Origin of the sequence: Nocardia bovistercoris (assembly GCF_015674855.1) — a bacterium.
GTDB lineage: Bacteria > Actinomycetota > Actinomycetes > Mycobacteriales > Mycobacteriaceae > Nocardia > Nocardia bovistercoris.
The window spans coordinates 164,821-185,308 of sequence record NZ_JADMLG010000009.1 but is presented as its reverse complement, the minus strand read 5'-3'; the positions used below and the strand labels follow the sequence as shown (position 1 = coordinate 185,308).

The window sequence follows — 20,488 nt, the reverse complement described above, 5'->3', positions numbered from 1 at the left end:
CTACGTCACGACAGCGGTTCGGTCATGCCTGAATACGGCCCGAGACCGGACGATCCGGATGAGCGCACCACCCGACAGCCCTGTACCCTCCCGGTGTTCCCCTTCTCCGCCGACATCGAGGAATGACCGGGTGGACTCCACCGAGCTTCGCATTGCCGCCGTGGTCCCGTGCCACAACGAAGAGGCCGCGGTCGCCAAGGTCGTCGCCGACCTGCAGGCGGCCGTGCCGGGAATCGTCGTCTACGTCTACGACAACCTCAGCACCGACCGGACCGCCGAACGCGCCCGCGAGGCAGGCGCGATCGTGCGCCACGAGCACACCAAGGGCAAGGGCAATGTGGTGCGCCGCGCTTTCGCCGACATCGATGCCGACATCTACCTGATGATCGACGGCGACGACACCTACGAGGCGTCCGCGGCGCCGCTGATGATCAAAACCCTGCTCGACGGCCCCTACGACCACGTACTCGGCGTGCGCAGGCAGGACGAGGGCGCGAGCGCGTATCGGGCGGGTCACGAAAGCGGCAACAAGATTCTGAACGGCGTCGTCGGCAAGGTGTTCGGTGAGAACGTCGAGGATATGCTGAGCGGCTTCCGAGTGTTCTCGCGCCGATTCGTCAAGAGTTTCCCCGCGGTGTCGCGCGAGTTCGAGATCGAAACCGAACTGACCGTGCATTCCCTGCATCTGCGGGTGCCGAGGACCGCGGTTCCGGTCGGCTTCCGGGACCGGCCCGCGGGCAGTGAGTCGAAACTGCGGACCTACCACGACGGTTTCAAGATCCTGGCGCTGATCTTCGGATTGGCCAGGCACGAACGGCCGGTCGCATTCTACGGTCTGGCGGGCACCTTCGCCTGGCTGGTCTCGATCGTGCTCACCATCCCGATCGTGATCGAGTTCTACAACACCGGCGAAGTGCCGCGCTTTCCCACCCTTTTCCTCGGTTTCACCCTGCTGCTGCTCGGCAGCCTGGCTTGGACGGCGGGTCTGATCCTGGACGGCATCCGCCGGTCACGGCACGAGGCAGCGCGCCTGGTCTACCTGCGCTACGCGGCGGTCGGCGGCGACGATGCGCGCGATGGCGACGAGCCCGAGGGCGGTATCGCGCGGTGACGACCTCCGCCGACCGCACCGCCCGCGATTCCGTCTCGAATTCCTCGGGGGCGCGGACGGATACCGAGAATCACACCGACGGTGCGGAGCAGTCCGATACCGGCGGCGAGGTGAGTCCGAGACCCATCACGCACCCGCACTCGGAGCAGGCGACGGCGGACGTCGAACCGGCGAAAACGTCGAATCCCATGGCCGAGTCCGGCATTCGCGGTTCCCTACGCCGGGTCGCCGCACCGCTGATCGCGCGTTTCGGCGCGGCCACCCTGGCTTTCGCGGTCGTCGCGGGGGTGTTCGGCGCGGTATTCGCCGTGGTCACCCCGCCGTTCTGGGGCCACGACGAGATCACCCAGTTCGGCCGCGCGTACCAGGTCGCGCACGGCGGCATACTGCCCGAGCGCATCGCCGACGATCGCGGAATCTCCTACGGCGGTGACGTTCCGGTGAGCGTGACGACCCTGATGGGTTACGCGCTGCGCGATTACACCACCAATCCGGAAGAACCCGATCCGATGGTGGCCGACCCGAGCGACTACGACCGTTTCAAGGGCGCGGAGGTCTCCGAGGCCACCGAGCCGGTCTGGTTCACCAATACCGCCGCCTACTCGCCGGTGCCGTATGTGCCCGCGGCGATCGGCATCCGGCTCGCGGAACTGTTCGGCCTCGATGTCGGCGGGCTCGTGCTGCTCACGCGGTTGGCCGGACTACTCGCCTATCTGGCGGTCGTCGGTTTCGGGCTGTGGGCGTTGCGCGCGCACCGGGTGCAGTGGTTGGCGTTCACGGTCGCTGTGCTGCCGATCGCGGTGTTCCAGGCGGGCACGGTGACCGCGGACACACTCACCAACGCGCTCGCCATCATGGTTTCGGCGCTACTGGTCAAGGCACTGTTCCTCGGTGAGCGGCTGCGCGCGCCGGAGACGGCGGCGCTGCTCGGCGCGACCCTGCTGCTCCCGGTGAGCAAGCCGACCTACGTGCTGCTCGCCATGCTCGTCGTGGTGGTACCGGCCGATCGCTTCGGTTTCACGGGCTTGCGCCGGTGGATTCCGTGGGTGTTCGCCGGCGCGGGCGCGCTGGCCTTCGCGGTGTGGATGAAGATCGCCGCCCCGACCGGCGACGGCATGGGCCTGATGCGCCCGCAGCACCAGTGGAATTCGGTGCGCCCCGGCGACCAGTTGAGCGGAATCCTCGGCGACCTGCCGAAATTCGTCTCCACCTTCGGCGACAGCATCGTCTACCGCGACCAGCGCTGGTTCACCCAGTTCTTCGGCGAACTCGGCTTCGCCTACATCGACGTGCCCGCGCTGTCGGTGCTGGCCTGCCTGCTCGCCTTCGCGGTGAGCGTCGGCGTCGCGGACCGGATGAACCCGCTGACCGCCACTACGCGCCGAACCATGCTGGTGGCGCTGGTGCTCGCGGCCAGCGTCGCGATGATCTATGTGACGCTCTACATGTCGTTCACCCCGGTCGGCTACTACATCATCGACGGCGTGCAGGGCCGATACTTCGTCCCGCTGGCCATCACGGGGCTTGCCGTGGTGTTGCGCTGGATGCCGCTGCGGCTCTCCGATGCGGCGGGCAGGACCCCGACCAGGGGTCCCGCCGTCACAGTGGTGGCGGCGAGCACGGTCGCCCTGGTGGCCGCCGTCGCCAAATATCACGCCATCGTGTGGGGCTGATTCGGAATTACTCGGCGGGATCGAGTGTGCGTTCCCCGGCCTGCGCGTAGGCGTGTTCGGTGACGGCTTTGGCATCGCGCCACCAGGATTCGTTGTCCCGATACCAGCGCACGGTCTCCGCGAGTCCGGCGCGGAAATCTCCGAATCGCGGAATCCAGCCGAGTTCGTCGCGCAACAGGGTCGCGTCGATCGCGTAGCGCTGGTCGTGACCCGGCCGGTCGGTGACGTGGTCGAAATCGTCGGGGTCGCGGTCGAATGCTTCCAGGATCAAGCGCACGACGGTTTTGTTGTCGAGTTCACCATTTGCCCCGATAAGGTATGTTTGTCCGATTCTCCCGCGCTCCAGGATGTCCCATACCGCGCGATTGTGATCATCGACGTGAATCCAATCCCGCACCTGATGTCCGGCCCCGTACAGACGCGGCCGCACGCCGTCGATGAGGTTGGTGATCTGGCGCGGTATGAATTTCTCGACGTGTTGATAGGGACCGTAGTTGTTACTGCAGTTCGACATGGTCGCGCGCACGCCGAAAGACCTGGTCCAGGCGCGGACCAACAGGTCGCTGGAGGCTTTGGTAGCGGAATACGGACTCGACGGGTTGTAGGGCGTCGCCTCGGTGAATGCGGGTGCGTCCGGAGCGAGATCGCCGTACACCTCGTCGGTCGACACGTGGTGGTAGCGCACTTCGTGCCTGCGCACCGCCTGGAGCAGCGAATATGTGCCGACGATATTCGTCTGCACGAACGGCCACGGTTCGGCGAGGGAGTTGTCGTTGTGTGATTCGGCGGCGAAGTGGACGACCGCGTCGACACCGCTGACGAGTTCGTCGACGAGGTCGAGATCGGCGATATCGCCGTGCACGAAATCGATGCGGTCCGATACCGGATCCAGGGATCTCTTATTGCCCGCGTAGGTCAGCGCGTCGAGGACGGTTACCGTCGCGTCGGGCCGTTCGGTGACGGTCCGCTGGACAAAATTCGCACCGATGAACCCGGCGCCGCCGGTTACGAGCAATCGCACCCCTCGACCATACGTGGGACGGATCGGACTTCGGCTACCAAGTCCCGCACCGCGACCGGTTAATTCGACCCCGTTCGGATGGCGTGACCTTCATCACATTACTTGCCGGTAGAGCGTGACGCTCGGTTTGATTTTTGGGAGAAAACCCAGCTCGCAGCACAGGTTTCAAGAAACCCACCATGCCGAGCATCGCGACGGTGAACAAAAATTGAATTAACGGTCACAGGCGGTTCACCACTCGTTAGCTGGTTTGGATTTCGATCGTCAGGTCCCCTCCGAACGCTTCACATCGAGGTTCCAAACAAATGCTGATGAGGAAATTCGCCGCCACGTCGGCGCTGCTGATCGCCGCGCTCGGCGTCACCGCGGGCACCGTCAACGCGGCACCGGCCGAGCCGGCCGCGGCCCAGCCGGTCGGCGTCAACGCGCACTCCACCGACACCCAGTCGATCTTCACCATCGACTCCGGTTCGATCGTCGTCGAGAACGACACCCTGAAGGTCAAGGACAACAACGGCACCGTCGTCGCGGGCACCGAACTGAAGTTCCGCCTCGAAGACTACGAACTGCCGATCGCCGCGGAGATCTCGGGCCGCACCGCCACCCTCACCCCGCAGCTCGACGTGGACAAGGCCGTCTACAAGCCGGTCGCCCTGCCTTACGAGAACCAGGCTCCCTGGAAGAACGAGTACGACCGTGAGCTCGCCGCGTTCAACCGCCTGAAGGACACCATCAGCGTCGGCGCCACCATCGGCACCCTGGTCGGTGGCATCAGCGGCGCGGCGATCGGCTGTGTCCTCGGCGGCATCGTCGGCGCCACCGTCGCCTCGGCCACCCTGGTCGGCCTGTTCGGCCCGTTCATCCCGGCCGCCGCGCTCGGCTGCGTCGGCGGTATGGCCGCCATCGGCTTCCTCGGCACCCTGATCGGTCAGATCCTGATCACCGCTCCGGTCGCCATCGCCGCCGCGATCCAGTACATCGCGACCACCACCGCGCCGCCGCCCGCCCCGGCCAAGTAATTCCGAGCGGATCGCGGTGAACCCGGTGGCTCGCCGGTAGACCCCCGGCAGCTCACCGAGCACAACCGAACAGCAAGACGAGAGAACCCCGCCCCGAATCATCGGGGCGGGGTTCGACTCGTCCGGCCGACCGTGATCAAGGCCGTCCGAGCCCGTTCTCGTCGTGCGGACCGGTCTACGCGGTCCTGGCTACTACGCGGTCCTGGCCTGCTCGGTGGGAGCCTGCTCGTTGGGGGTGACCTCGCGCACGAACCGTGCCACCCTACCGAGGGCGGCCCGCGCTTCGGGCAGATTCGGCGCGATACTCGTGAAGGCGTGCACCTGCCCGCGCCACAGTTCCACGGTGTTGGGCACACCCGCCGCCGTCAGCCGCCGCGCCATGAGCTCGCAGTCGTAACGCAGCACCTCCTCCTCGGCGGCGATGAGCAGCACCGGGGGCAGTCCGGCCAGTGCGCCGTTGACCGGTGAGAGCATCGGGTCGATCACGCCGTCGATCTCCGCGCCGAGCCGCGCGACCGCGCGCAGCGCCGTCAGGGGGATATACGGGTCGCTCGCGACGTATTCGTAGCTCTCCTTGGCGACGTAGTCCAGGTCGAGCAGCGGGCTCAGGCCGATCAGGCCCGCGGGGACCGGCAGTCCGGACTCGATCGCGGCCAGCGCGGTCGCGAAGGTGAGGTAGCCGCCCGCGGAATCGCCCGCGAAGACCACCCGCGCCGGGTCCGCGCCGTGACCGAGCAGCCAGCGGTAGGCGGTGAGGCAGTCCTGCACCGACTGACCGATGCTGTGCCGGGGCAACTGCCGGTACTCGACGTTCACCACCGGCAGCCCGGTGCGCCTGGCGAGGCTGGCCGCCACCGGCCGGTGCGTCTCAAGGCCGCAGATCGCGAATCCGCCGCCGTGCATGTACAGCAGCGCGCCGTGGCGCAGTGCGCGTCCGGCGCCCGATGGCCGGATGATCTCCATCCGGAAGCCGTCGAGCGTGACCTGTTCCCGGTCGACGCCGCGCGGTCGCGGGCGCAGCCTGGCCAGGTTGTCGATGGCGAAGGCGCCGAAGGGGATGGTCGTCGGCGTGATGGGCGCGGCGCGCAGCACGGGGCGGACCAGGCCGCGGCAGGTCGCCGCGAGCAGTCGCGCCGAAATGCTCGGCCCGTGTGGATTCATCACCGCATGGGGTTCGCCGTTCATCGCGCATCACCCTCTTCCAGGCGCGCCGCATCCGACCGGCCCACCCGGCGTGATGTCGGCGCTGACATCAGGTACAACGCCACTCGACGGGTTGTCCTTCCCGGACGGCGCCCGTCAATTGGTCGTCCGTTCAGAACACCACGATAGAGTGATCTATGCAACAGAATCGCTCGGAGTCGTCGCTTCCGTGACCGTCGTGACGAATTCGTAGGACAGTCGGAACCTGACCGAATCCCGGCGGGCCGGAACTGGCAGACTTCTCGGCATGCGCGGAATCATCTTGGCGGGCGGCACCGGATCCCGGCTGCACCCGATCACGCGCGGGGTGAGCAAACAGCTGGTCCCGGTCTACGACAAACCGATGGTCTACTACCCACTGTCCACACTGATGCTGGCGGGCATCAGAGACATCCTCGTCATCACCACCCCCGAGGACGCCGCGGCCTTCGCCCGGCTGCTCGGCGACGGCGCCAAGTTCGGCATCGCCATCACCTACGTGGTGCAGCCGGAACCCGACGGACTCGCGCGCGCCTTCGTCCTCGGCGCCGACCACATCGGCGGCGAACACGCGGCACTCGTCCTCGGCGACAACATCTTCCACGGCCCCGGCCTCGGCACCGGCCTGAACCAGTTCGCCGACATCGACGGCGGCGCGGTATTCGCCTACTGGGTCTCCGATCCCTCCGCGTACGGCGTCATCGAGTTCACCGAGGGGCGCGCGGTATCGATCGAGGAGAAGCCGAAGATCCCCCGATCCAACTACGCGATTCCGGGGCTGTACTTCTACGACAACGACGTCATCGAGATCGCCAGAGGGCTGCGTCCGTCCGCGCGCGGCGAATACGAGATCACCGACATCAACCGCGCCTACCTGGAACAGGGCAGGCTGCGGGTGGACGTGCTCGCCCGCGGCACCGCCTGGCTCGACACCGGCACCTTCGACTCGCTGCTCGACGCCGCCAACTACGTGCGCACCATCGAGGAACGGCAGGGACTGAAGATCGGCGTACCGGAGGAAGTCGCCTGGCGAATGGGGTATATCGACGACGAGGAATTGCGCGCCCGCGCCGAACCGCTGGTACGTTCCGGCTACGGCGGCTACCTGCTCGACCTGCTCGAGCGCGGACGGGATTGGTGAGCATGGATATTCGCGAACTCGCGGTGCCCGGCGCGTGGGTCGTCACCCCTCGGGTCCTGCGCGACGAGCGCGGCGCCTTCGCCGAAACGTTCAAGGCCTCGGAATTCGAGAAGGCCACCGGCAGGCCGTTCGAGCTGTGCCAGGTGAACTGCTCGACCTCGGCCGCCGGTGTGCTGCGCGGCATCCACTACACCGAGGACCCGCCGGGCCAGGCCAAATACGTGACATGTGTGCGCGGCGCGTTCCTCGACGTCGTGGTGGATCTGCGACCCGACTCACCGACCTTCGGGCGGTGGGACAGCGTGCTGCTCGACGATGTCGACCGGCGCTCGGTCTTCCTGTCCGAGGGCCTCGGCCACGCGATCCTCGCGCTGGAGGACGAGTCGACGGTGACCTACCTGTGCTCGCTGGAGTACAGCCCGGAACTCGATCACGAGCTCGACGCGTTCGATCCGGCACTGGCCATCGACTGGCCTACCGTCGGGCGCGACGGCTCGGCGCTGACCTTCGTCCGCTCCCCGAAGGACATCGCGGCCCCGCGCTTCGCCCCGTCCTGATTGCCCCGTTGCCGGAGGCCCGAACAGCCGGATGCCACGCCCCGCGATGCGCCGGGCGTGGCATTCCCGCAGGTCGGCCCAGCCGTGTAGTGACTCAGCCGACGAGTTCGAGTTCGGGTTCCCGCCTCCGTTGCCGCCGGATGCGCGGCAGGACGGCGGCCAGGGCGACCACCGCGCCCACCGCGGCGACGCCGGTCACGAATTCCAGTCCGGGGCGGAAGGTTTCGAGCATGCCTTCGGCCGAGGTGTCGACGGCGTCGCCCGAGGTCACGACCGCGGTGGTGACGGCGAGCACGATGGCGGCGCCGACCTGCATGGCGGTCTGGAGCACGCCCGCGGCCAGTCCTTGTTCCTCGTCGTCGATGCCTGCGGTGGCCTGGATGTTGATGGCGGGAAAACCGACCCAGCCGATGCCGATCAGCAGGATCGCGGGCAGCAGCATCGCCGGGTAGGACGGCGCGGTGTCCAAGCGGAGGAACAGCAGATAGCCGACGGTCATGACGGCGAGAGTGACCGCGATCACCGGGCCGGTGCCGAAGCGATCCACCAGGCGATCGGAGAAGAACACCGACGCGACGACGAGTACACCGACCGGCAGCAGCGCCATGGCCAGCCGCAGCGGTGACCAGCCGAGTGAATCCTGCAGGTAGATGGTCACGACGAACTGCCAGCTGAAGTACGAGCCCGCGAGCGCGATGATGGCCAGACTGGCGCGCACCAGCGTGGCTTTACGCAGGATACCGAGGCGGATCAGCGGATACCTGACCCGCTTCTCCACCGCGACGAAGGCCGCGAACAATGCGACGACCAGCGCGAAGGAGCCGATGGTCCGCGCCGAGACCCAGCCCGCCTCGGGTGCGCTGACCACGGTGTAGACCAGCAGCAGCATGCCCGCGCTCGACAGCAGCGCACCGAGGATGTCGTGGCCGCCTTCGGCGACGCCGTCGTCCTTGGGAACGAGCACGTAGGCGGCCGCCAGCGCGGCCAGCGCGATGGGCACCGGGAGCAGGAAGGTCCAACGCCAGCCGACGCCGGTCATGAGCCCGCCGAACAGCAGGCCCATGGAGTAGCCGCCCGCACCGAACACCGTGTAGATGGACAGCGCCTTGTTGCGCGCCGGACCTTCGGCGAAGTTGGTGGTGATGATGGACAGGCCGGTCGGCGCGGTGAAGGCCGCGGCCAGGCCTTTGACGAAGCGGGTCGCGATGAGCAGCGGACCCGAGGTCACCAGGCCGCCGAGCAGGGAGGCGACGGCGAAGACGGCCAGCGCGATGAGGAAGACGCGGCGGCGGCCGAGCAGGTCGGCGGTGCGGCCGCCGAGCAGCAGCAGGCCGCCGTAGCCGAGGACGTAGCCGCTGACCAGCCATTGCAGGGTCGAGGTCGACAGGTCGAGTTCGGCGCCGATGGACGGGAGGGCGACCCCGATCATCGAGACGTCGAGGCCGTCGAGGAACAGCACTATGCAGAGGGTTATCAGCATGCCCCACAGTCGGGCGGACCAAATGGTCGGATCGGTCGCTTTCTCGGCGGCCGACAGCGGTGCCGGTGATGTCATGCGAAGGACATTACTTGCGCGTGCATTAAATGCCAACACATTTAATGTGATTGCATAGATTGGGCGGACCGACTAGGATGACGCCATGTCGAAGACGGCACCGCAGGCGGATCGACGCACGGTCACACCGACCGAACGCGTCGACGAATGGCGTCGACTACTCGACCGACACGCCGCCGTGAGCTGCGCCCTGGAGAAGGGGCTGCAAGGACAGCACGGCATCGGGCTCAGCGAATTCGAAACCCTCGATCGGCTGATGGACGCGAACTGCGACGACTACCGCATGAGCGATCTCGCGGGCGACATCCACCTCAGCCAGAGCGCGCTCTCCCGCGCGGTGGCCCGGCTCGAGCGCGACGGCCTCGTGCACCGCAGCATGTGCGTCGACGACCGCCGCGCCATCTTCGTCTGCCCCACCGAGGAGGGCAGGGCCGTGCACGCGCGGGCGCTGCCGACCCATCGCGCGATACTCGCCGAAACCTGGGACCGAGTCCGGGCCGACTAGTCCAATACCGTGCGCGCGTCCACCGCGGCGGCCCTGATATTCGCGAGAGCCCTTCGGTAGCGCTCGATCTCGGCGTCCTTGTCCAGGTAGACCGGACCGGTGAACGCCTCGATGTAGACCACCGGCGGCTCCGGCTGCTCGCCCATGCGGCCCTCGGGGAACTCCAGCAGGACGAACCGACCCGAATCCAGGCCGTCGTGGTAGCCGGACTCGGTCGGCACCACCTGGATGCGGGTGTTCGGCAGGTCGCACATCCGGCGCAGGTGCGCGCGCTGCGCGTCGGCGACCTCGACGCCGCCGATGCCGTGCCACAACGCCGCCTCGGTGAGCACCGCGTCGATGTGCAGCGGCGTCCCGGCGCGGGTGAGCAGGTTCTGCCGCGCCATCCGGAACCGCACCCGGCGATCGATCTCGGCGGTGGTGGCCTCGGGGCGACCCGCGGCGTACATGGCCCGCATATACGACTCGGTCTGCAACAGACCGGGAATCATGGCGTCCTCGTAGGTGGACACCCGCTTGGCCGCCTCCTCGAGTCCGACGTAGACGTCGAAACCCTCGGAGATGACATCGCTGTAGGCGGTCCACCAGCCGCGCGCCTTGGTCTCGCGGGCCAGCGCCGTCAGCGTGCCGACGACATCGGTCGGCGCGTCGTAGACCTTGCACATCGCCTCGACGTCGAGGCTGCGCAGCGAGGTCTGCCCGGTTTCGATACGCCAGATCTTGGCCTCGGACCACTCGAGCCGCTGCGCCGCGGTGCGCGTGGTCATCCTGGCGCGGTTGCGCAACTCGCGCAGGTGGCGACCCAGTTGCCGTCGCGGCATGGTCGAACCCGTCGTTCCGTGCGGTAAAGCCATGCTTCCCCCTCGCGCCATGCGTCGACTCGGCCCGGCACTCCTCCAGACCCCCGGCGCGACGCTTCCCTCGGCGCCCGCGATTGTCGGGCGGCCGCCCGGACAGCATTGTTTCACAGGCGATCTGACATAGTGCACACTTGGTGGCACAGATAGGTCAGCATCACACTCATGCCAATGTGGTTCGCGTCAGCCACTTCCCGGCAATACAACAAGGTTGATCACCGTGCGGTCGCTTTTCGTGCGGACGCAGGCCGCTCGCGCCGGAAACCCACATCGACGCCTTCGCGCGTGGCGCGGACCGACCCGAGGATTCCCGGACGGCGGACCACTCCGGCCGCATCCGACAGCGCGCCTTCGCAGGCGGACCACCGATCCGTTCCGCCGAGCGCGCGGAGCCGAGCGCACGTCCGGGCACCGGCCGAACCGCCGCGCCGCGATCGTCGACCGGGCCGATTTCCCGAGCTCGGAAGGCATGAAACGAACTGACCGGCCGGTCATAGCCGAACGACATGCGGGCCCCCGTTGTGAGACGAGCCATACAGTTCGAAATTTCTTTGGAAACTCGCGTAACGCGACGACCACCCTCGTTCGATACCCCCCGTGAACGCAGACCCAAGGATCTACCGGGGAATGGAGAACACAGTGCGCACCTCGTTTCCGACTTCCGTCTCGGCGGCCGAGATGACCGCCGCAGCGCAGGACTACACCGCGCGCGGATGGACGATCGCCGAAACGGCCAACGGGATCTGCCTGATCACCGATGAGGACGTCGCGGGTATCGAGGTCAGCGGCAAGCTGGCAGGCGATGTTCGCCGCTTCCTCCGCGCCAACAACCTCTCCGGCCCCGTGATCGAGATCCCCGGCGCCGAGCGTCGCGAGATCCACCTGGTCACCGGCCTGCGCAAGGCGGCCATGGCCATCGAGGCGCTGCGCGAGGCCGGCGTCACCGTGCATGCCGACGGCGCGGGCATCGCGCTGCCGCCCACCCACATCTCCGCCGCGGGCGCGGCGCAGTGGAGCGTCTCCCCCGCCGAGGCCCGCTGGCTGCCTCCGGTCGTCGCCATCGCCGCCGCGGTCCGTTCCGCCGCCGCGCGGGCGCGTCGCCGCAACGGCGACACCCTCACCAGCGTCGCCTGCTGACCGGCCGAACGCTTCAGCCCCCTCGACGTTCGCGATCGGGCACTGCGTTCACGGTCCCCCCTTGCCGACATCCGTCGGCGACCGCACGTCGAGTAACACCGGCTCGCGCCGGTGCGGCCGGTATCCGCTGATCGCGGATACCGGTCTTTTTCGTCCCGGCACTGTTGACGAAAGAACATCGCACGCGATGATTGAGGTATGGCCGATGTCATCACCGCCCGTAATCTGCTGCGCACCTGCCCGCTGTGCGAGGCGGTGTGCGGACTGTCGATCACCCTCGACCCGAACGACCACGTGACCTCCGTGCGCGGCGACAAGAAGGATCCGCTCAGCCGCGGCTTCATCTGCCCCAAGGGCGCCAGCCTCGGCCACGTCGACGAGGACCCGGATCGCGTGACCGCGCCGCTGATCCGGGACCGGACCACCGACACCTGGCGCACCGCCACCTGGGACGAGGCATACGACTACATCGCGAGCCGACTACCCGAGCTGATCGCCACCCACGGGAACCAGTCGGTCGGCGTATATCTGGGCAATCCCAACGCGCACACCGTCGCGGGCGCGCTCTACGTGCCCGCCCTGGTCCGCGCCGTCGGCACCAAGAACCTGTACTCGGCCAGCACCGCGGACCAGATGCCGAAACAAGTCGCCAGCGGACTGATGTTCGGCGACCCCCTCCTCATGCCGGTACCCGATCTGGATCGCACCGACTATCTGCTGATGCTCGGCGCCAACCCGCTGGAATCCAACGGATCGCTGTGCACCGCACCCGACTTCCCCGGCAGGCTCAAGGCGTTGCGTGCGCGCGGCGGCCGTTTGGTCGTGGTCGACCCCCGGGTGACCCGCACCGCGAAACTCGCCGACGAGCACCTGTTCATCCGGCCGGGCAGCGACGCCTACCTGCTGTTCGGCATCGTGCGGACTCTGTTCGAGGAAGAGTTGACCGATATCCGGCTCGAGGTCGACGGACTCGACGAGCTGCGCGCCGCCGCCGCGAGCTTCACCCCCGAGGTGGTGCAGGCGCGCACCGGTATCCCGGCGGCGACGGTGTCGCGGATCGCGCGCGAACTCGCGGCCGCGCCGACGGCCGCCGTCTACGCCCGCATCGGTACCTGCACCGCCGAATTCGGCACGGTCACACAGTGGCTGGTCGAAGCGGTGAACACCCTCACCGGCAATCTCGACGCGCCAGGCGGCGCGATGTTCGCCTCGGCCGCGGCGGCGGGCATCGTGCGCACCAAACCGTTCCGCACCGGACGCTGGAGCAGCCGGGTGCGCGGCCTGCCGGAGGCCATGGGCGAACTGCCCGTCGCGACCCTCGCCGACGAAATCCTGACACCCGGCGACGGGCAGCAGGTCAGGGCGATGATCACGGTGGCGGGCAATCCGGTGCTGTCAGCGCCGAGCGGCAACCGGATGGCCGCCGCGTTCGCCGGTCTCGAATTCATGGTCAGCGTCGACCGCTACGTGAACGAGACGACGCGCCACGCCGACGTGATCCTGCCGCCGCCGCGTCCGTTGCAGTCCCCGCACTACGATTTCGCGCTCTTGCAGCTCGCGGTGCGCAATTACGTGAGGTACTCGCCGCCGCTGGTGCCGCTGGGCGATCAACCCTCCGAGGCACGGGTGATCGCGACCCTCGCCGCCATCGCCGCCGGGCTGCCGCACACCGACGACCCGCTGGTCGCGCTGGACGAGATGGTCATCGCGACCACGCTGGCCAAGGCCGGGCTCGCGCAGCGCCGTCCCGACCTGCACGGCGAGACGACCACCGAACAGCGCATCGACATGATGCTTCGCCTCGGCGCATACGGCGAATGGAATACCGAGCGCCTCGACTCCGGGGTGCCCGGCGGCCTGAATCTGCGCGCGCTGCTGGACAATCCGCACGGCCTCGACCTCGGACCGTTGCGCCCGCGCCTGCCCGAGGTGCTGCTGACCGCGTCACGCAGGGTGGATCTCGCGCCGCCGCAACTGCTCGCCGAGGTCGCGCGGATACGGGCCAAGGCGGTCGAGGCCACCCCCGAGTTCGTCTTGATCGGCCGCCGCCACCTGCGGTCCAACAACAGTTGGATGCACAATGTCGCGACGCTGGTCAGCGGGACGAATCGGTGCACGCTGCAGGTGCATCCCGACGATGTGCTCCGGCTCGGCCTCGGCGGCACGGCGGTGGTGAAATCCGCGGCGGGAGTCGTGACCGTGCCGGTCGAGCCGACCGAGTCGATCATGCCGGGTGTGGTGAGCCTGCCGCACGGCTGGGGACACCAGGAGAGTCCGCAGACGGTGGCCAAGGCCAACGCCGGGGTCAACGCCAATGTGCTGACCGATGATTCGGTGGTCGACGCGCCATCGGGCAACGCGGTGTTCAACGGCGTGCCGGTCACCCTGACCCCCGCATGACCTTCGCGCACCGCGAATCCCATTCCGATCGGCCGGAAAATTCCGATCGGTCGGAATGGGCGAATACCTGGAAACTCATGTGGCAAACCGAAATACGGTTCATTCCCCATGACGATTCCACCTCGGCGCCGCGCGCCCCTCCCCTAAACTCTGCACATTGTGGTCGATTCACCCGTTCGACACGGAACCCGTGCTATCCGGGATTCCGGCTACCAGAGGGGGCGCACATGCCCGGTACACGATACGGCAGCGACGGCGAACACGAACTACAGGACAGACACGGCAGCACCGAGCGGGCCGAACGGTTCTACACCGACCAGGTCCTCGACCACCTCAACCCGACGATGATCGAATTCATCGCGCGAATGGATATGGCCTTCATCGCGACCAGCGATAAACACGGGGAATGCGACACCAGTTTTCGCGCGGGCGAACCCGGATTCCTGCACGTCATCGACGAGCGGACCATCGCATATCCCGAGTTCCGCGGCAACGGGGTCATGGCCAGTATGGGCAATATCCTGGAGAACCCGCATATCGGAATCCTGCTCATGGATTTCGTCCGTGATCTGATCGGCCTGCACGTCAACGGATCGGCGCGCGTGGTCGAGGACGCGACGCTGCGCGGACGGGTCGGCGACCTGCCGTCGAATACCAAGGGCCGCACGGTCGGGCTGTGGGTGGTGATCGGCGTCGAGGAGGCATACATCCACTGCCGCAAACACATACCGCGGCTGGTGCCCGCGCCCCGCGAGAACCGCGAATGGGGCACCGACAGCACCCGCGCCAAGGGCGGCGACTACTTCGGCGCGAAAGCCGACCGCGAAGGGCTCGTCGCCGCGCTGCACACTTTCGGCGGGCGGTGAAGGCTCACCGGAGTTTGAAGATCACCAGCCGCTGCACGACGAAGTTGATGACGGTCGCGGTGCCCTGCGCGACCACGAAAGCCAGCGTCAGCTGCCACGCCTTGTCGCCGAGGACGTTCACCATCAGCTGATTGATGCCGACCTGCACCGCGAACGTCGTCGCGTACAGCGCGACCACCGCGATGAATCTGGCGCGGCTCGGCGGCGCCTGGAAGGTCCAGCGCCGGTTGATCAGGTACGCCGTCGTGGTGCCCGCCACGAAGCTGATCGCCTTCGCGCCGCTGGTCGGCAGCCCGAGGACATTCCTGAGCAGCAGATACAGCCCGAAGTCGACCACCGCCGACAGGCCGCCGGTGACCGTGAAACGGATGATCTGGGTCTTCAGGTCGAGGTCGGCGCGCGCCTCGTCGGGCGGGATGCTCGCGAACGGCTGAGTGGACAGAACGTCTCCTTCACCCGCGTCGGGCCGCGCCTGGACCGGGAGCGGTTCGGTCGGCAGCGGGAGGCGGGATTCGGCGTGCACGGCGACGAGCTTAACGGGAACCGAGCGATCCGATACGAGCGAGGATGGTGAGGACGGTCCGTAATTCATCGATACCTGTAGCCTCTATGCCGATGTCCACGAAAGTTTCGACCCCCACCACGACAACCGGTGACGACAACGGGTCCGCGTACGCCCTACCAACGCGACACCGTGAGTTGACCGGATGGGGTCGCACCGCCGCAACCTCCGCCGAAGTTCTGTCGACCCCGGATCCGGAAGTCATCGCCAAGGCCGTGGCCATGGTCGCCGAGGACAACGACGGCAAGCCAGCCCACCTGCGTCGCGGCGTCATCGCCCGCGGACTCGGTCGCTCCTACGGCGACAACGCGCAGAACGCGGGCGGCCTCGTCGTCGACATGACGGCGCTGGACAAGATCCACCGCATCGACCGGGACACCCGGCTCGTCGACGTGGACGCGGGTGTGAACCTCGACCAGCTCATGAAGGCCGCGCTGCCGTTCGGCCTCTGGGTGCCGGTGCTGCCCGGCACCCGCCAGGTCACCGTCGGCGGCGCCATCGGCTCCGACATCCACGGCAAGAACCATCACAGCGCGGGCAGCTTCGGCAACCACGTGCGGTCGATGGAGCTGCTCACCGCCGACGGCACGGTGCAGCACATCACCCCCAAGCGCAACGCCAAACTGTTCTGGGCCACCGTCGGCGGCTGCGGACTCACCGGCATCATCCTGCGCGCCACCATCGAGATGACGCCGACCGAGACGGCGTACTTCATCGCCGACGGCGACGTCACCGCGGGCCTCGACGAAACCATCGCCTTCCACAGCGACGGCTCCGAGGACCGCTACGAGTACAGCTCGGCATGGTTCGACGCGATGAGCCCGATGCCCGCACTCGGGCGCGCGGTGATCTCGCGCGGTTCGCTGGCCACCCTTGACCAGCTGCCGAAGAAACTCAGGAAGAACCCGCTCGACTTCACCGGCAAGACGTTCCTGACCTTCCCCGACGTGTTCCCGAACGGCCTGCTGAACAAGCGGACCTTCGCGCTGGCCACCGAGGTCTGGTACCGCAAGGGCGCCACCTACCGGCAGAAGCCGCAGAACCTCACGGCCTTCTACCATCCGCTCGACATGCTCGGCGAATGGAACCGCGCCTACGGGTCGCGCGGCTTCCTGCAGTACCAGTTCGTGGTGCCGCCGGAAGCGGTGCAGGAGTTCAAGCAGATCCTCGTCGACGTGCAGAGCAGCGGGCACTACTCGTTCCTGAACGTGTTCAAGTATTTCGGCGAGGGCAATCAGGCGCCGCTGAGCTTCCCGATGCCGGGCTGGAACGTCTGCCTCGATTTCCCGATAAAGGCCGGGCTCAACGAGTTCGTCACCGAACTCGACCGCCGCGTCCTTGAATTCGGCGGCAGGCTCTACACCGGGAAGGACTCGCGGACCACCGCCGAGGCCTTCCACCAGATGTACCCCCGGATCGGCGAGTGGATCAAGATCCGCCGAAGTGTCGATCCCACAGGCGTATTCATGTCCGATATGGCGAGAAGGCTGGAGCTTCAGTGATCAATGCCGTAGGTAACCCGCAGACCCTGCTGCTGCTGGGCGGAACCTCGGAGATCGGCCTCGCGATTTGCGCGGAGTACCTGAAGAAGGGACCCGCCCGCGTCATCCTCGCGACCCTGCCGAACGATCCGCTGCGCGACGGCGCCGTCGCGCAGATGAACGCGGCGGGCGCGGCCTCGGTCGAGGTCATCGATTTCGACGCACTCGACAGCGGCAGCCACCCCAAGGTCGTCGACGCGGCCTGGGACACCGGCGACGTCGACGTCGCGATCGTGGCGTTCGGGCTGCTCGGCGACGCCGAGGAACTGTGGCAGAACCAGCGCAAGGCCGTGCAGATCGCCGAGATCAACTACACCGCCGCCGTGTCGGTCGGCGTGCTGATCGGCGAGAAGATGAAGGCGCAGGGATACGGGCGGATCATCGCCATGTCCTCGGCGGCCGGTGAACGGGTGCGCCGCTCCAACTTCGTGTACGGGTCGACCAAGGCCGGTCTCGACGGGTTCTACCTCGGTCTCGGCGAGGCGCTGCGGCCGTTCGGCCCGCGCGTGCTGGTGATCCGACCGGGCCAGGTGCGCACCTCGACCACGCTCGCGCACTGGAAGGCGACCGGCGCCAAGGAAGCGCCGTTCACCGTGGACAAGGAAGAGGTCGCCGCGCTCGCGGTGGCGGCTTCCGAACGCGGTAAGGAACTGATCTGGGCGCCGGGGATCTTCCGCTACGTGATGATGGTCCTGCGCCACATCCCGCGCCCCATCTTCCGCCGCCTGCCGATCTGATCGTCACCACCTGATCATCGCGTCCGAGCCGCACCGGTCCCCGCGTAGACGGGAGCCGGTGCGGCTCGCGCGTCGCGGGGCACGGTTACCATCGGTCGCGGCTGCGCTCTCGCGGTCAGCACGAGTCGGAGCCGAGCAGCGAACCGGAGGCGTAATGCGAGTAGTCGGACCGATCCCCACCGGGCTCCCGGATCATCGGGAGTCCGTGACGGACGAGGTCGCGCGACGGCTCGGAGCGGTGCGCGGATGAGCGTCGACACCGCCGAAGCGCCGCCCGCGACCGCCGCGCCGACGCCGTCGGGTGCGCGCCTGCGCGCCGTCGGCAGGCATCTCGGGTCAGGGCTCGGCGAGGCCGTTCTGGCCTGCCTCGTCGCGGTCGCCGTCGCGGCGGTCGGGCTGTTCGCGTTCTCGCTGGTCGACTGGCCCGCGTTCAACTCCTCGAATGTCACCAGGGCGCTGACCACCGTCGGGCAGGTGGCGGCGGCGGTCATGCTGGTCGCCTCGATCACGCTGCTGCGGCTGCGGCGTCGGCCGTTGGTGGCGAAACTGCTGTCCTGGGTCGGCATTTCGACATTCGTCACGGTCACGCTCGGCATGCCGCTCGCGGCCACCAAGTTGTACCTGTTCGGGATCTCGGTGGATCAGGAGTTCCGCACCGAATACCTGACGCGACTCACCGACAGTCCCGCGCTGCGCGATATGACGTACGCGGATCTGCCGCCGCTGTACCCGGCGGGCTGGTTCTGGTTCGGCGGACGGGTCGCCAACGTGCTCGGCATGGACGGCTGGGAGGTGTTCAAGCCGTACGCGATCGGGTCGCTCGCGGTGGCCGCCGTGCTCGCGCTGGTGCTGTGGACGCGGCTGATCCGCGCGGACTGGGCGGTCGCGGTGACGGCCGCCACCACCGCCGTCGGCGTCACCTTCGCCGCGCCCGAGGCTTACAGCGCGGTGATCGTGCTGCTGCTGCCGCCCGCACTCGTGTTGGCCTGGGGCGCGATCCACCGTCCCGCCGAACCCGGCGTGTGGGGCGGCGCGCCGTCGACGGCGGGCGGTTGGGGCGCGGTGGTCGGCGCGGGCTGCTTCCTCGGACTCGGCGCGACCTTCTACACGCTGTACTTCCTGGTCGCCGCGTTCGCGATCGCCCTCATGGGCCTGATCTCGGCGGCCTACGCGATACGCGAACGGCGGCAGGCGATCCGGGCCGCGCGCGGGCGCACCGAGGCGAACGGGTCGGTGTGGCGGGCCGTGCTGCCGCCGGTGCTGCGCACGGCCGTGATCGGCGTGATCGCGGGCGCACTCGCCGCCATCGTGTGGTTGCCGTACCTGCTGAAGTCGCTGGATTCGAGTACGCCTCGCTCGGGCACCGCACTGCATTACCTGCCGCGTTCCGGCGCCGAACTGCCACTGCCGATGGCGGAGTTCTCCCTGCTCGGCGGGTTGTGCCTGATCGGGACGATCTGGCTGGTCGTGCGCGCCGGATCGTCGCGGCGGGCACAGGCCATCGGCATCGGCGTGGTGGCGATCTACCTGTGGACGCTGCTGTCGATGCTGGCGACCGCGGCGGGCACCACCCTGCTGTCCTTCCGACTCGAAGCCCCCCTGCTCGTACTGCTCGCCGCGGCGGGCGCGTTCGGCTTCGTGGAGGGCGCGCGCGCCGCCTACCAGGCGTTCAACGAGCCGGAGCGGTTCCGAGTCGCCGCGGCGGTGATCGCACTCGTCGGCGCGCTTGCCTTCGCCCAGGACATTCCGCACGTGCTCGAACCCGAGATCACCACCGCGTACACCGACACCGACGGCGACGGGAAACGCGGTGATCGCGGCAAGGAATCGGCGGTCTGGCACTACCGCGAGATCGACGCCCAACTGCTGGCGAAGACCGGCCGCCCGCGCGACGAGACGGTGCTGCTCACCGCCGACACCAGCTTCCTCTCCTTCTACCCCTACTTCGGATTCCAGGCGCTGACCTCGCACTACGCGAATCCACTCGCCGACTTCGCTGGTCGGGCCGCGACCATAAAGGACTGGAGCAAGCTCGATACCCCGGCGCAGTTGCGCGCCGCGCTCGACGCGACGCCGTGGCGCGGTCCCGACGCGTTCCTGTTCCGCCGCAGCGGTGACACCTACACGCTGCGGCTGGCCGAGGACGTCTATCCGAACGATCCGAATGTGAAGCGCTACACCGTCGCGTTCCCCGCGCGGCTGTTCGCCGATCCGGCATTCACCGTCACCGATATCGGTCCGTTCACGCTGGTCACGGTCACGCGCTGACACCCGCTCCGGTCCGGAGGCGGCTGCGGCCGAGCCGGGTTCCTTGCGGTCTCGCCGGGTCGCCGGTGGGTGAGATCACGGATTGAGACAGCGACGATTCGGCTACTCCTGAGAGCAATTGCCGGCTCACTCTCACTCCCAGTCGCTTCGATCGCGGTTCACACCGACCGGGCCTAGTGTGGGCTGGTTCGTGCGTCGAGTCGTTGGAGAAGTTTGCCCGTGGTTGCAGGGAACGTCGTCGGAAGTGAGCGCAGCGGGTCGACGGCGGTACCGGAGGGAGTCGAGGAAACCCGACCGCCGATTCCTCTCGACGCACAGCTTCCCGACGACGCGGGCCTGCCGCCACGCACTGCCTG

The 20,488-nt window shown here is 67.8% G+C and carries 17 protein-coding genes; 12 read left to right on the top strand and 5 right to left on the bottom strand.

Annotation, left to right across the window (positions count from 1 at the left end; translation table 11 throughout):
• Positions 1-130 precede the first annotated feature (130 nt).
• Together IT779_RS22370 and IT779_RS22365 are read left to right on the top strand one after the other, a co-directional pair.
• A complete protein-coding gene (locus tag IT779_RS22370) occupies positions 131-1,111 on the top strand; it encodes a glycosyltransferase (RefSeq protein ID WP_196151341.1) in 981 nt (326 codons plus the stop codon).
• Positions 1,108-2,784, top strand: a complete 1,677-nt coding sequence (locus IT779_RS22365) for a DUF2142 domain-containing protein (RefSeq protein ID WP_332838911.1) — start codon at positions 1,108-1,110, stop codon at positions 2,782-2,784. The genes IT779_RS22370 and IT779_RS22365 overlap by 4 nt, the downstream gene beginning before the upstream one ends.
• A 7-nt stretch (positions 2,785-2,791) precedes the next feature.
• Here IT779_RS22365 and rfbB read toward each other — a convergent pair whose 3' ends face one another.
• Positions 2,792-3,805, bottom strand: a complete 1,014-nt coding sequence (gene rfbB, locus IT779_RS22360; RefSeq protein ID WP_196151340.1) for a dTDP-glucose 4,6-dehydratase — start codon at positions 3,803-3,805, stop codon at positions 2,792-2,794.
• A 305-nt stretch (positions 3,806-4,110) separates the two neighbouring features.
• On the opposite strand from rfbB, the gene IT779_RS22355 reads away from it, so the two are divergent.
• Positions 4,111-4,824: a hypothetical protein gene (locus IT779_RS22355; protein ID WP_196151339.1), complete on the top strand. Its 714-nt coding sequence runs from the start codon at positions 4,111-4,113 to the stop codon at positions 4,822-4,824.
• Positions 4,825-5,016: 192 nt separating this feature from the next.
• Here the strand turns inward: IT779_RS22355 and IT779_RS22350 are convergent, their stop codons facing one another.
• The gene (locus IT779_RS22350; protein WP_196151338.1) at positions 5,017-6,009 is read right to left on the bottom strand and encodes an alpha/beta hydrolase; all 993 of its coding nucleotides are present in this window, start codon (positions 6,007-6,009) and stop codon (positions 5,017-5,019) included.
• 265 nt (positions 6,010-6,274) lie between these two features.
• On the opposite strand from IT779_RS22350, the gene rfbA reads away from it, so the two are divergent.
• The gene (gene rfbA, locus IT779_RS22345) at positions 6,275-7,147 is read left to right on the top strand and encodes a glucose-1-phosphate thymidylyltransferase RfbA (RefSeq protein WP_196151337.1); all 873 of its coding nucleotides are present in this window, start codon (positions 6,275-6,277) and stop codon (positions 7,145-7,147) included.
• Between the two features lie 2 nt (positions 7,148-7,149).
• A complete protein-coding gene (locus IT779_RS22340) occupies positions 7,150-7,704 on the top strand; it encodes a dTDP-4-dehydrorhamnose 3,5-epimerase family protein (RefSeq protein WP_196151336.1) in 555 nt (184 codons plus the stop codon).
• Positions 7,705-7,798: 94 nt separating this feature from the next.
• On the opposite strand, the gene IT779_RS22335 is transcribed toward IT779_RS22340, so the two are convergent.
• Positions 7,799-9,259 (bottom strand): MFS transporter, encoded by a 1,461-nt coding sequence (locus IT779_RS22335; RefSeq protein ID WP_196151335.1) that lies wholly within the window; start codon positions 9,257-9,259, stop codon positions 7,799-7,801.
• A gap of 85 nt (positions 9,260-9,344) precedes the next feature.
• On the opposite strand from IT779_RS22335, the gene IT779_RS22330 reads away from it, so the two are divergent.
• Entirely contained in the window at positions 9,345-9,764 is a 420-nt protein-coding gene (locus IT779_RS22330) for a MarR family winged helix-turn-helix transcriptional regulator (protein WP_196151334.1), read from the top strand.
• Here the strand turns inward: IT779_RS22330 and IT779_RS22325 are convergent.
• Positions 9,761-10,618, bottom strand: coding sequence for a helix-turn-helix domain-containing protein (locus IT779_RS22325; RefSeq protein ID WP_196151333.1), 858 nt, complete (start codon positions 10,616-10,618; stop codon positions 9,761-9,763). The two genes, IT779_RS22330 and IT779_RS22325, sit on opposite strands and share 4 nt — an antisense overlap.
• Before the next feature lie 630 nt (positions 10,619-11,248).
• Between IT779_RS22325 and IT779_RS22320 the strand changes: the two genes are divergently transcribed.
• From IT779_RS22320 to IT779_RS22310, 3 genes are all read left to right on the top strand, one after another.
• A complete protein-coding gene (locus tag IT779_RS22320) occupies positions 11,249-11,758 on the top strand; it encodes a hypothetical protein (RefSeq protein ID WP_196151332.1) in 510 nt (169 codons plus the stop codon).
• A gap of 198 nt (positions 11,759-11,956) precedes the next feature.
• Positions 11,957-14,158 carry a molybdopterin-dependent oxidoreductase gene (locus IT779_RS22315; RefSeq protein WP_196151331.1) on the top strand — a complete coding sequence of 734 codons (2,202 nt, stop codon included), beginning with the start codon at positions 11,957-11,959 and terminating at the stop codon, positions 14,156-14,158.
• Positions 14,159-14,385: 227 nt separating this feature from the next.
• Positions 14,386-15,024: a pyridoxamine 5'-phosphate oxidase family protein gene (locus tag IT779_RS22310; protein ID WP_196151330.1), complete on the top strand. Its 639-nt coding sequence runs from the start codon at positions 14,386-14,388 to the stop codon at positions 15,022-15,024.
• Between the two features lie 4 nt (positions 15,025-15,028).
• Here the strand turns inward: IT779_RS22310 and IT779_RS37230 are convergent, their stop codons facing one another.
• A complete protein-coding gene (locus IT779_RS37230; RefSeq protein WP_232542001.1) occupies positions 15,029-15,466 on the bottom strand; it encodes a GtrA family protein in 438 nt (145 codons plus the stop codon).
• Between the two features lie 173 nt (positions 15,467-15,639).
• On the opposite strand from IT779_RS37230, the gene IT779_RS22300 reads away from it, so the two are divergent.
• The 3 genes from IT779_RS22300 (at position 15,640) to IT779_RS22290 (ending at position 20,132) form a co-directional block, all read left to right on the top strand.
• Entirely contained in the window at positions 15,640-17,088 is a 1,449-nt protein-coding gene (locus IT779_RS22300; RefSeq protein ID WP_232541978.1) for an FAD-binding oxidoreductase, read from the top strand.
• Complete coding sequence (locus tag IT779_RS22295) at positions 17,085-17,864, top strand: decaprenylphospho-beta-D-erythro-pentofuranosid-2-ulose 2-reductase (RefSeq protein WP_196151329.1); 780 nt, start codon at positions 17,085-17,087, stop codon at positions 17,862-17,864. The genes IT779_RS22300 and IT779_RS22295 overlap by 4 nt, the downstream gene beginning before the upstream one ends.
• A gap of 246 nt (positions 17,865-18,110) precedes the next feature.
• On the top strand, positions 18,111-20,132 hold the full coding sequence (locus IT779_RS22290; protein WP_196151328.1) for an arabinofuranosyltransferase: 2,022 nt from the start codon (positions 18,111-18,113) through the stop codon (positions 20,130-20,132).
• Positions 20,133-20,488 lie beyond the last annotated feature (356 nt).

Excerpts from the sequence above, each read along its gene's own strand:
- IT779_RS22325 (WP_196151333.1), bottom strand. The coding sequence starts at position 10,618 with ATGGCTTTACCGCACGGAACGACGGGTTCGACCATGCCGCGACGGCAA.
- IT779_RS22355 (WP_196151339.1), top strand. The coding sequence starts at position 4,111 with ATGCTGATGAGGAAATTCGCCGCCACGTCGGCGCTGCTGATCGCCGCG.
- IT779_RS22315 (WP_196151331.1), top strand. The coding sequence starts at position 11,957 with ATGGCCGATGTCATCACCGCCCGTAATCTGCTGCGCACCTGCCCGCTG.
- IT779_RS22290 (WP_196151328.1), top strand. The coding sequence starts at position 18,111 with ATGAGCGTCGACACCGCCGAAGCGCCGCCCGCGACCGCCGCGCCGACG.
- IT779_RS22310 (WP_196151330.1), top strand. The coding sequence starts at position 14,386 with ATGCCCGGTACACGATACGGCAGCGACGGCGAACACGAACTACAGGAC.
- rfbA (WP_196151337.1), top strand. The coding sequence starts at position 6,275 with ATGCGCGGAATCATCTTGGCGGGCGGCACCGGATCCCGGCTGCACCCG.
- IT779_RS22330 (WP_196151334.1), top strand. The coding sequence starts at position 9,345 with ATGTCGAAGACGGCACCGCAGGCGGATCGACGCACGGTCACACCGACC.
- IT779_RS22320 (WP_196151332.1), top strand. The coding sequence starts at position 11,249 with ATGGAGAACACAGTGCGCACCTCGTTTCCGACTTCCGTCTCGGCGGCC.
- IT779_RS22350 (WP_196151338.1), bottom strand. The coding sequence starts at position 6,009 with ATGAACGGCGAACCCCATGCGGTGATGAATCCACACGGGCCGAGCATT.
- IT779_RS22340 (WP_196151336.1), top strand. The coding sequence starts at position 7,150 with ATGGATATTCGCGAACTCGCGGTGCCCGGCGCGTGGGTCGTCACCCCT.
- IT779_RS22335 (WP_196151335.1), bottom strand. The coding sequence starts at position 9,259 with ATGACATCACCGGCACCGCTGTCGGCCGCCGAGAAAGCGACCGATCCG.
- IT779_RS22300 (WP_232541978.1), top strand. The coding sequence starts at position 15,640 with ATGTCCACGAAAGTTTCGACCCCCACCACGACAACCGGTGACGACAAC.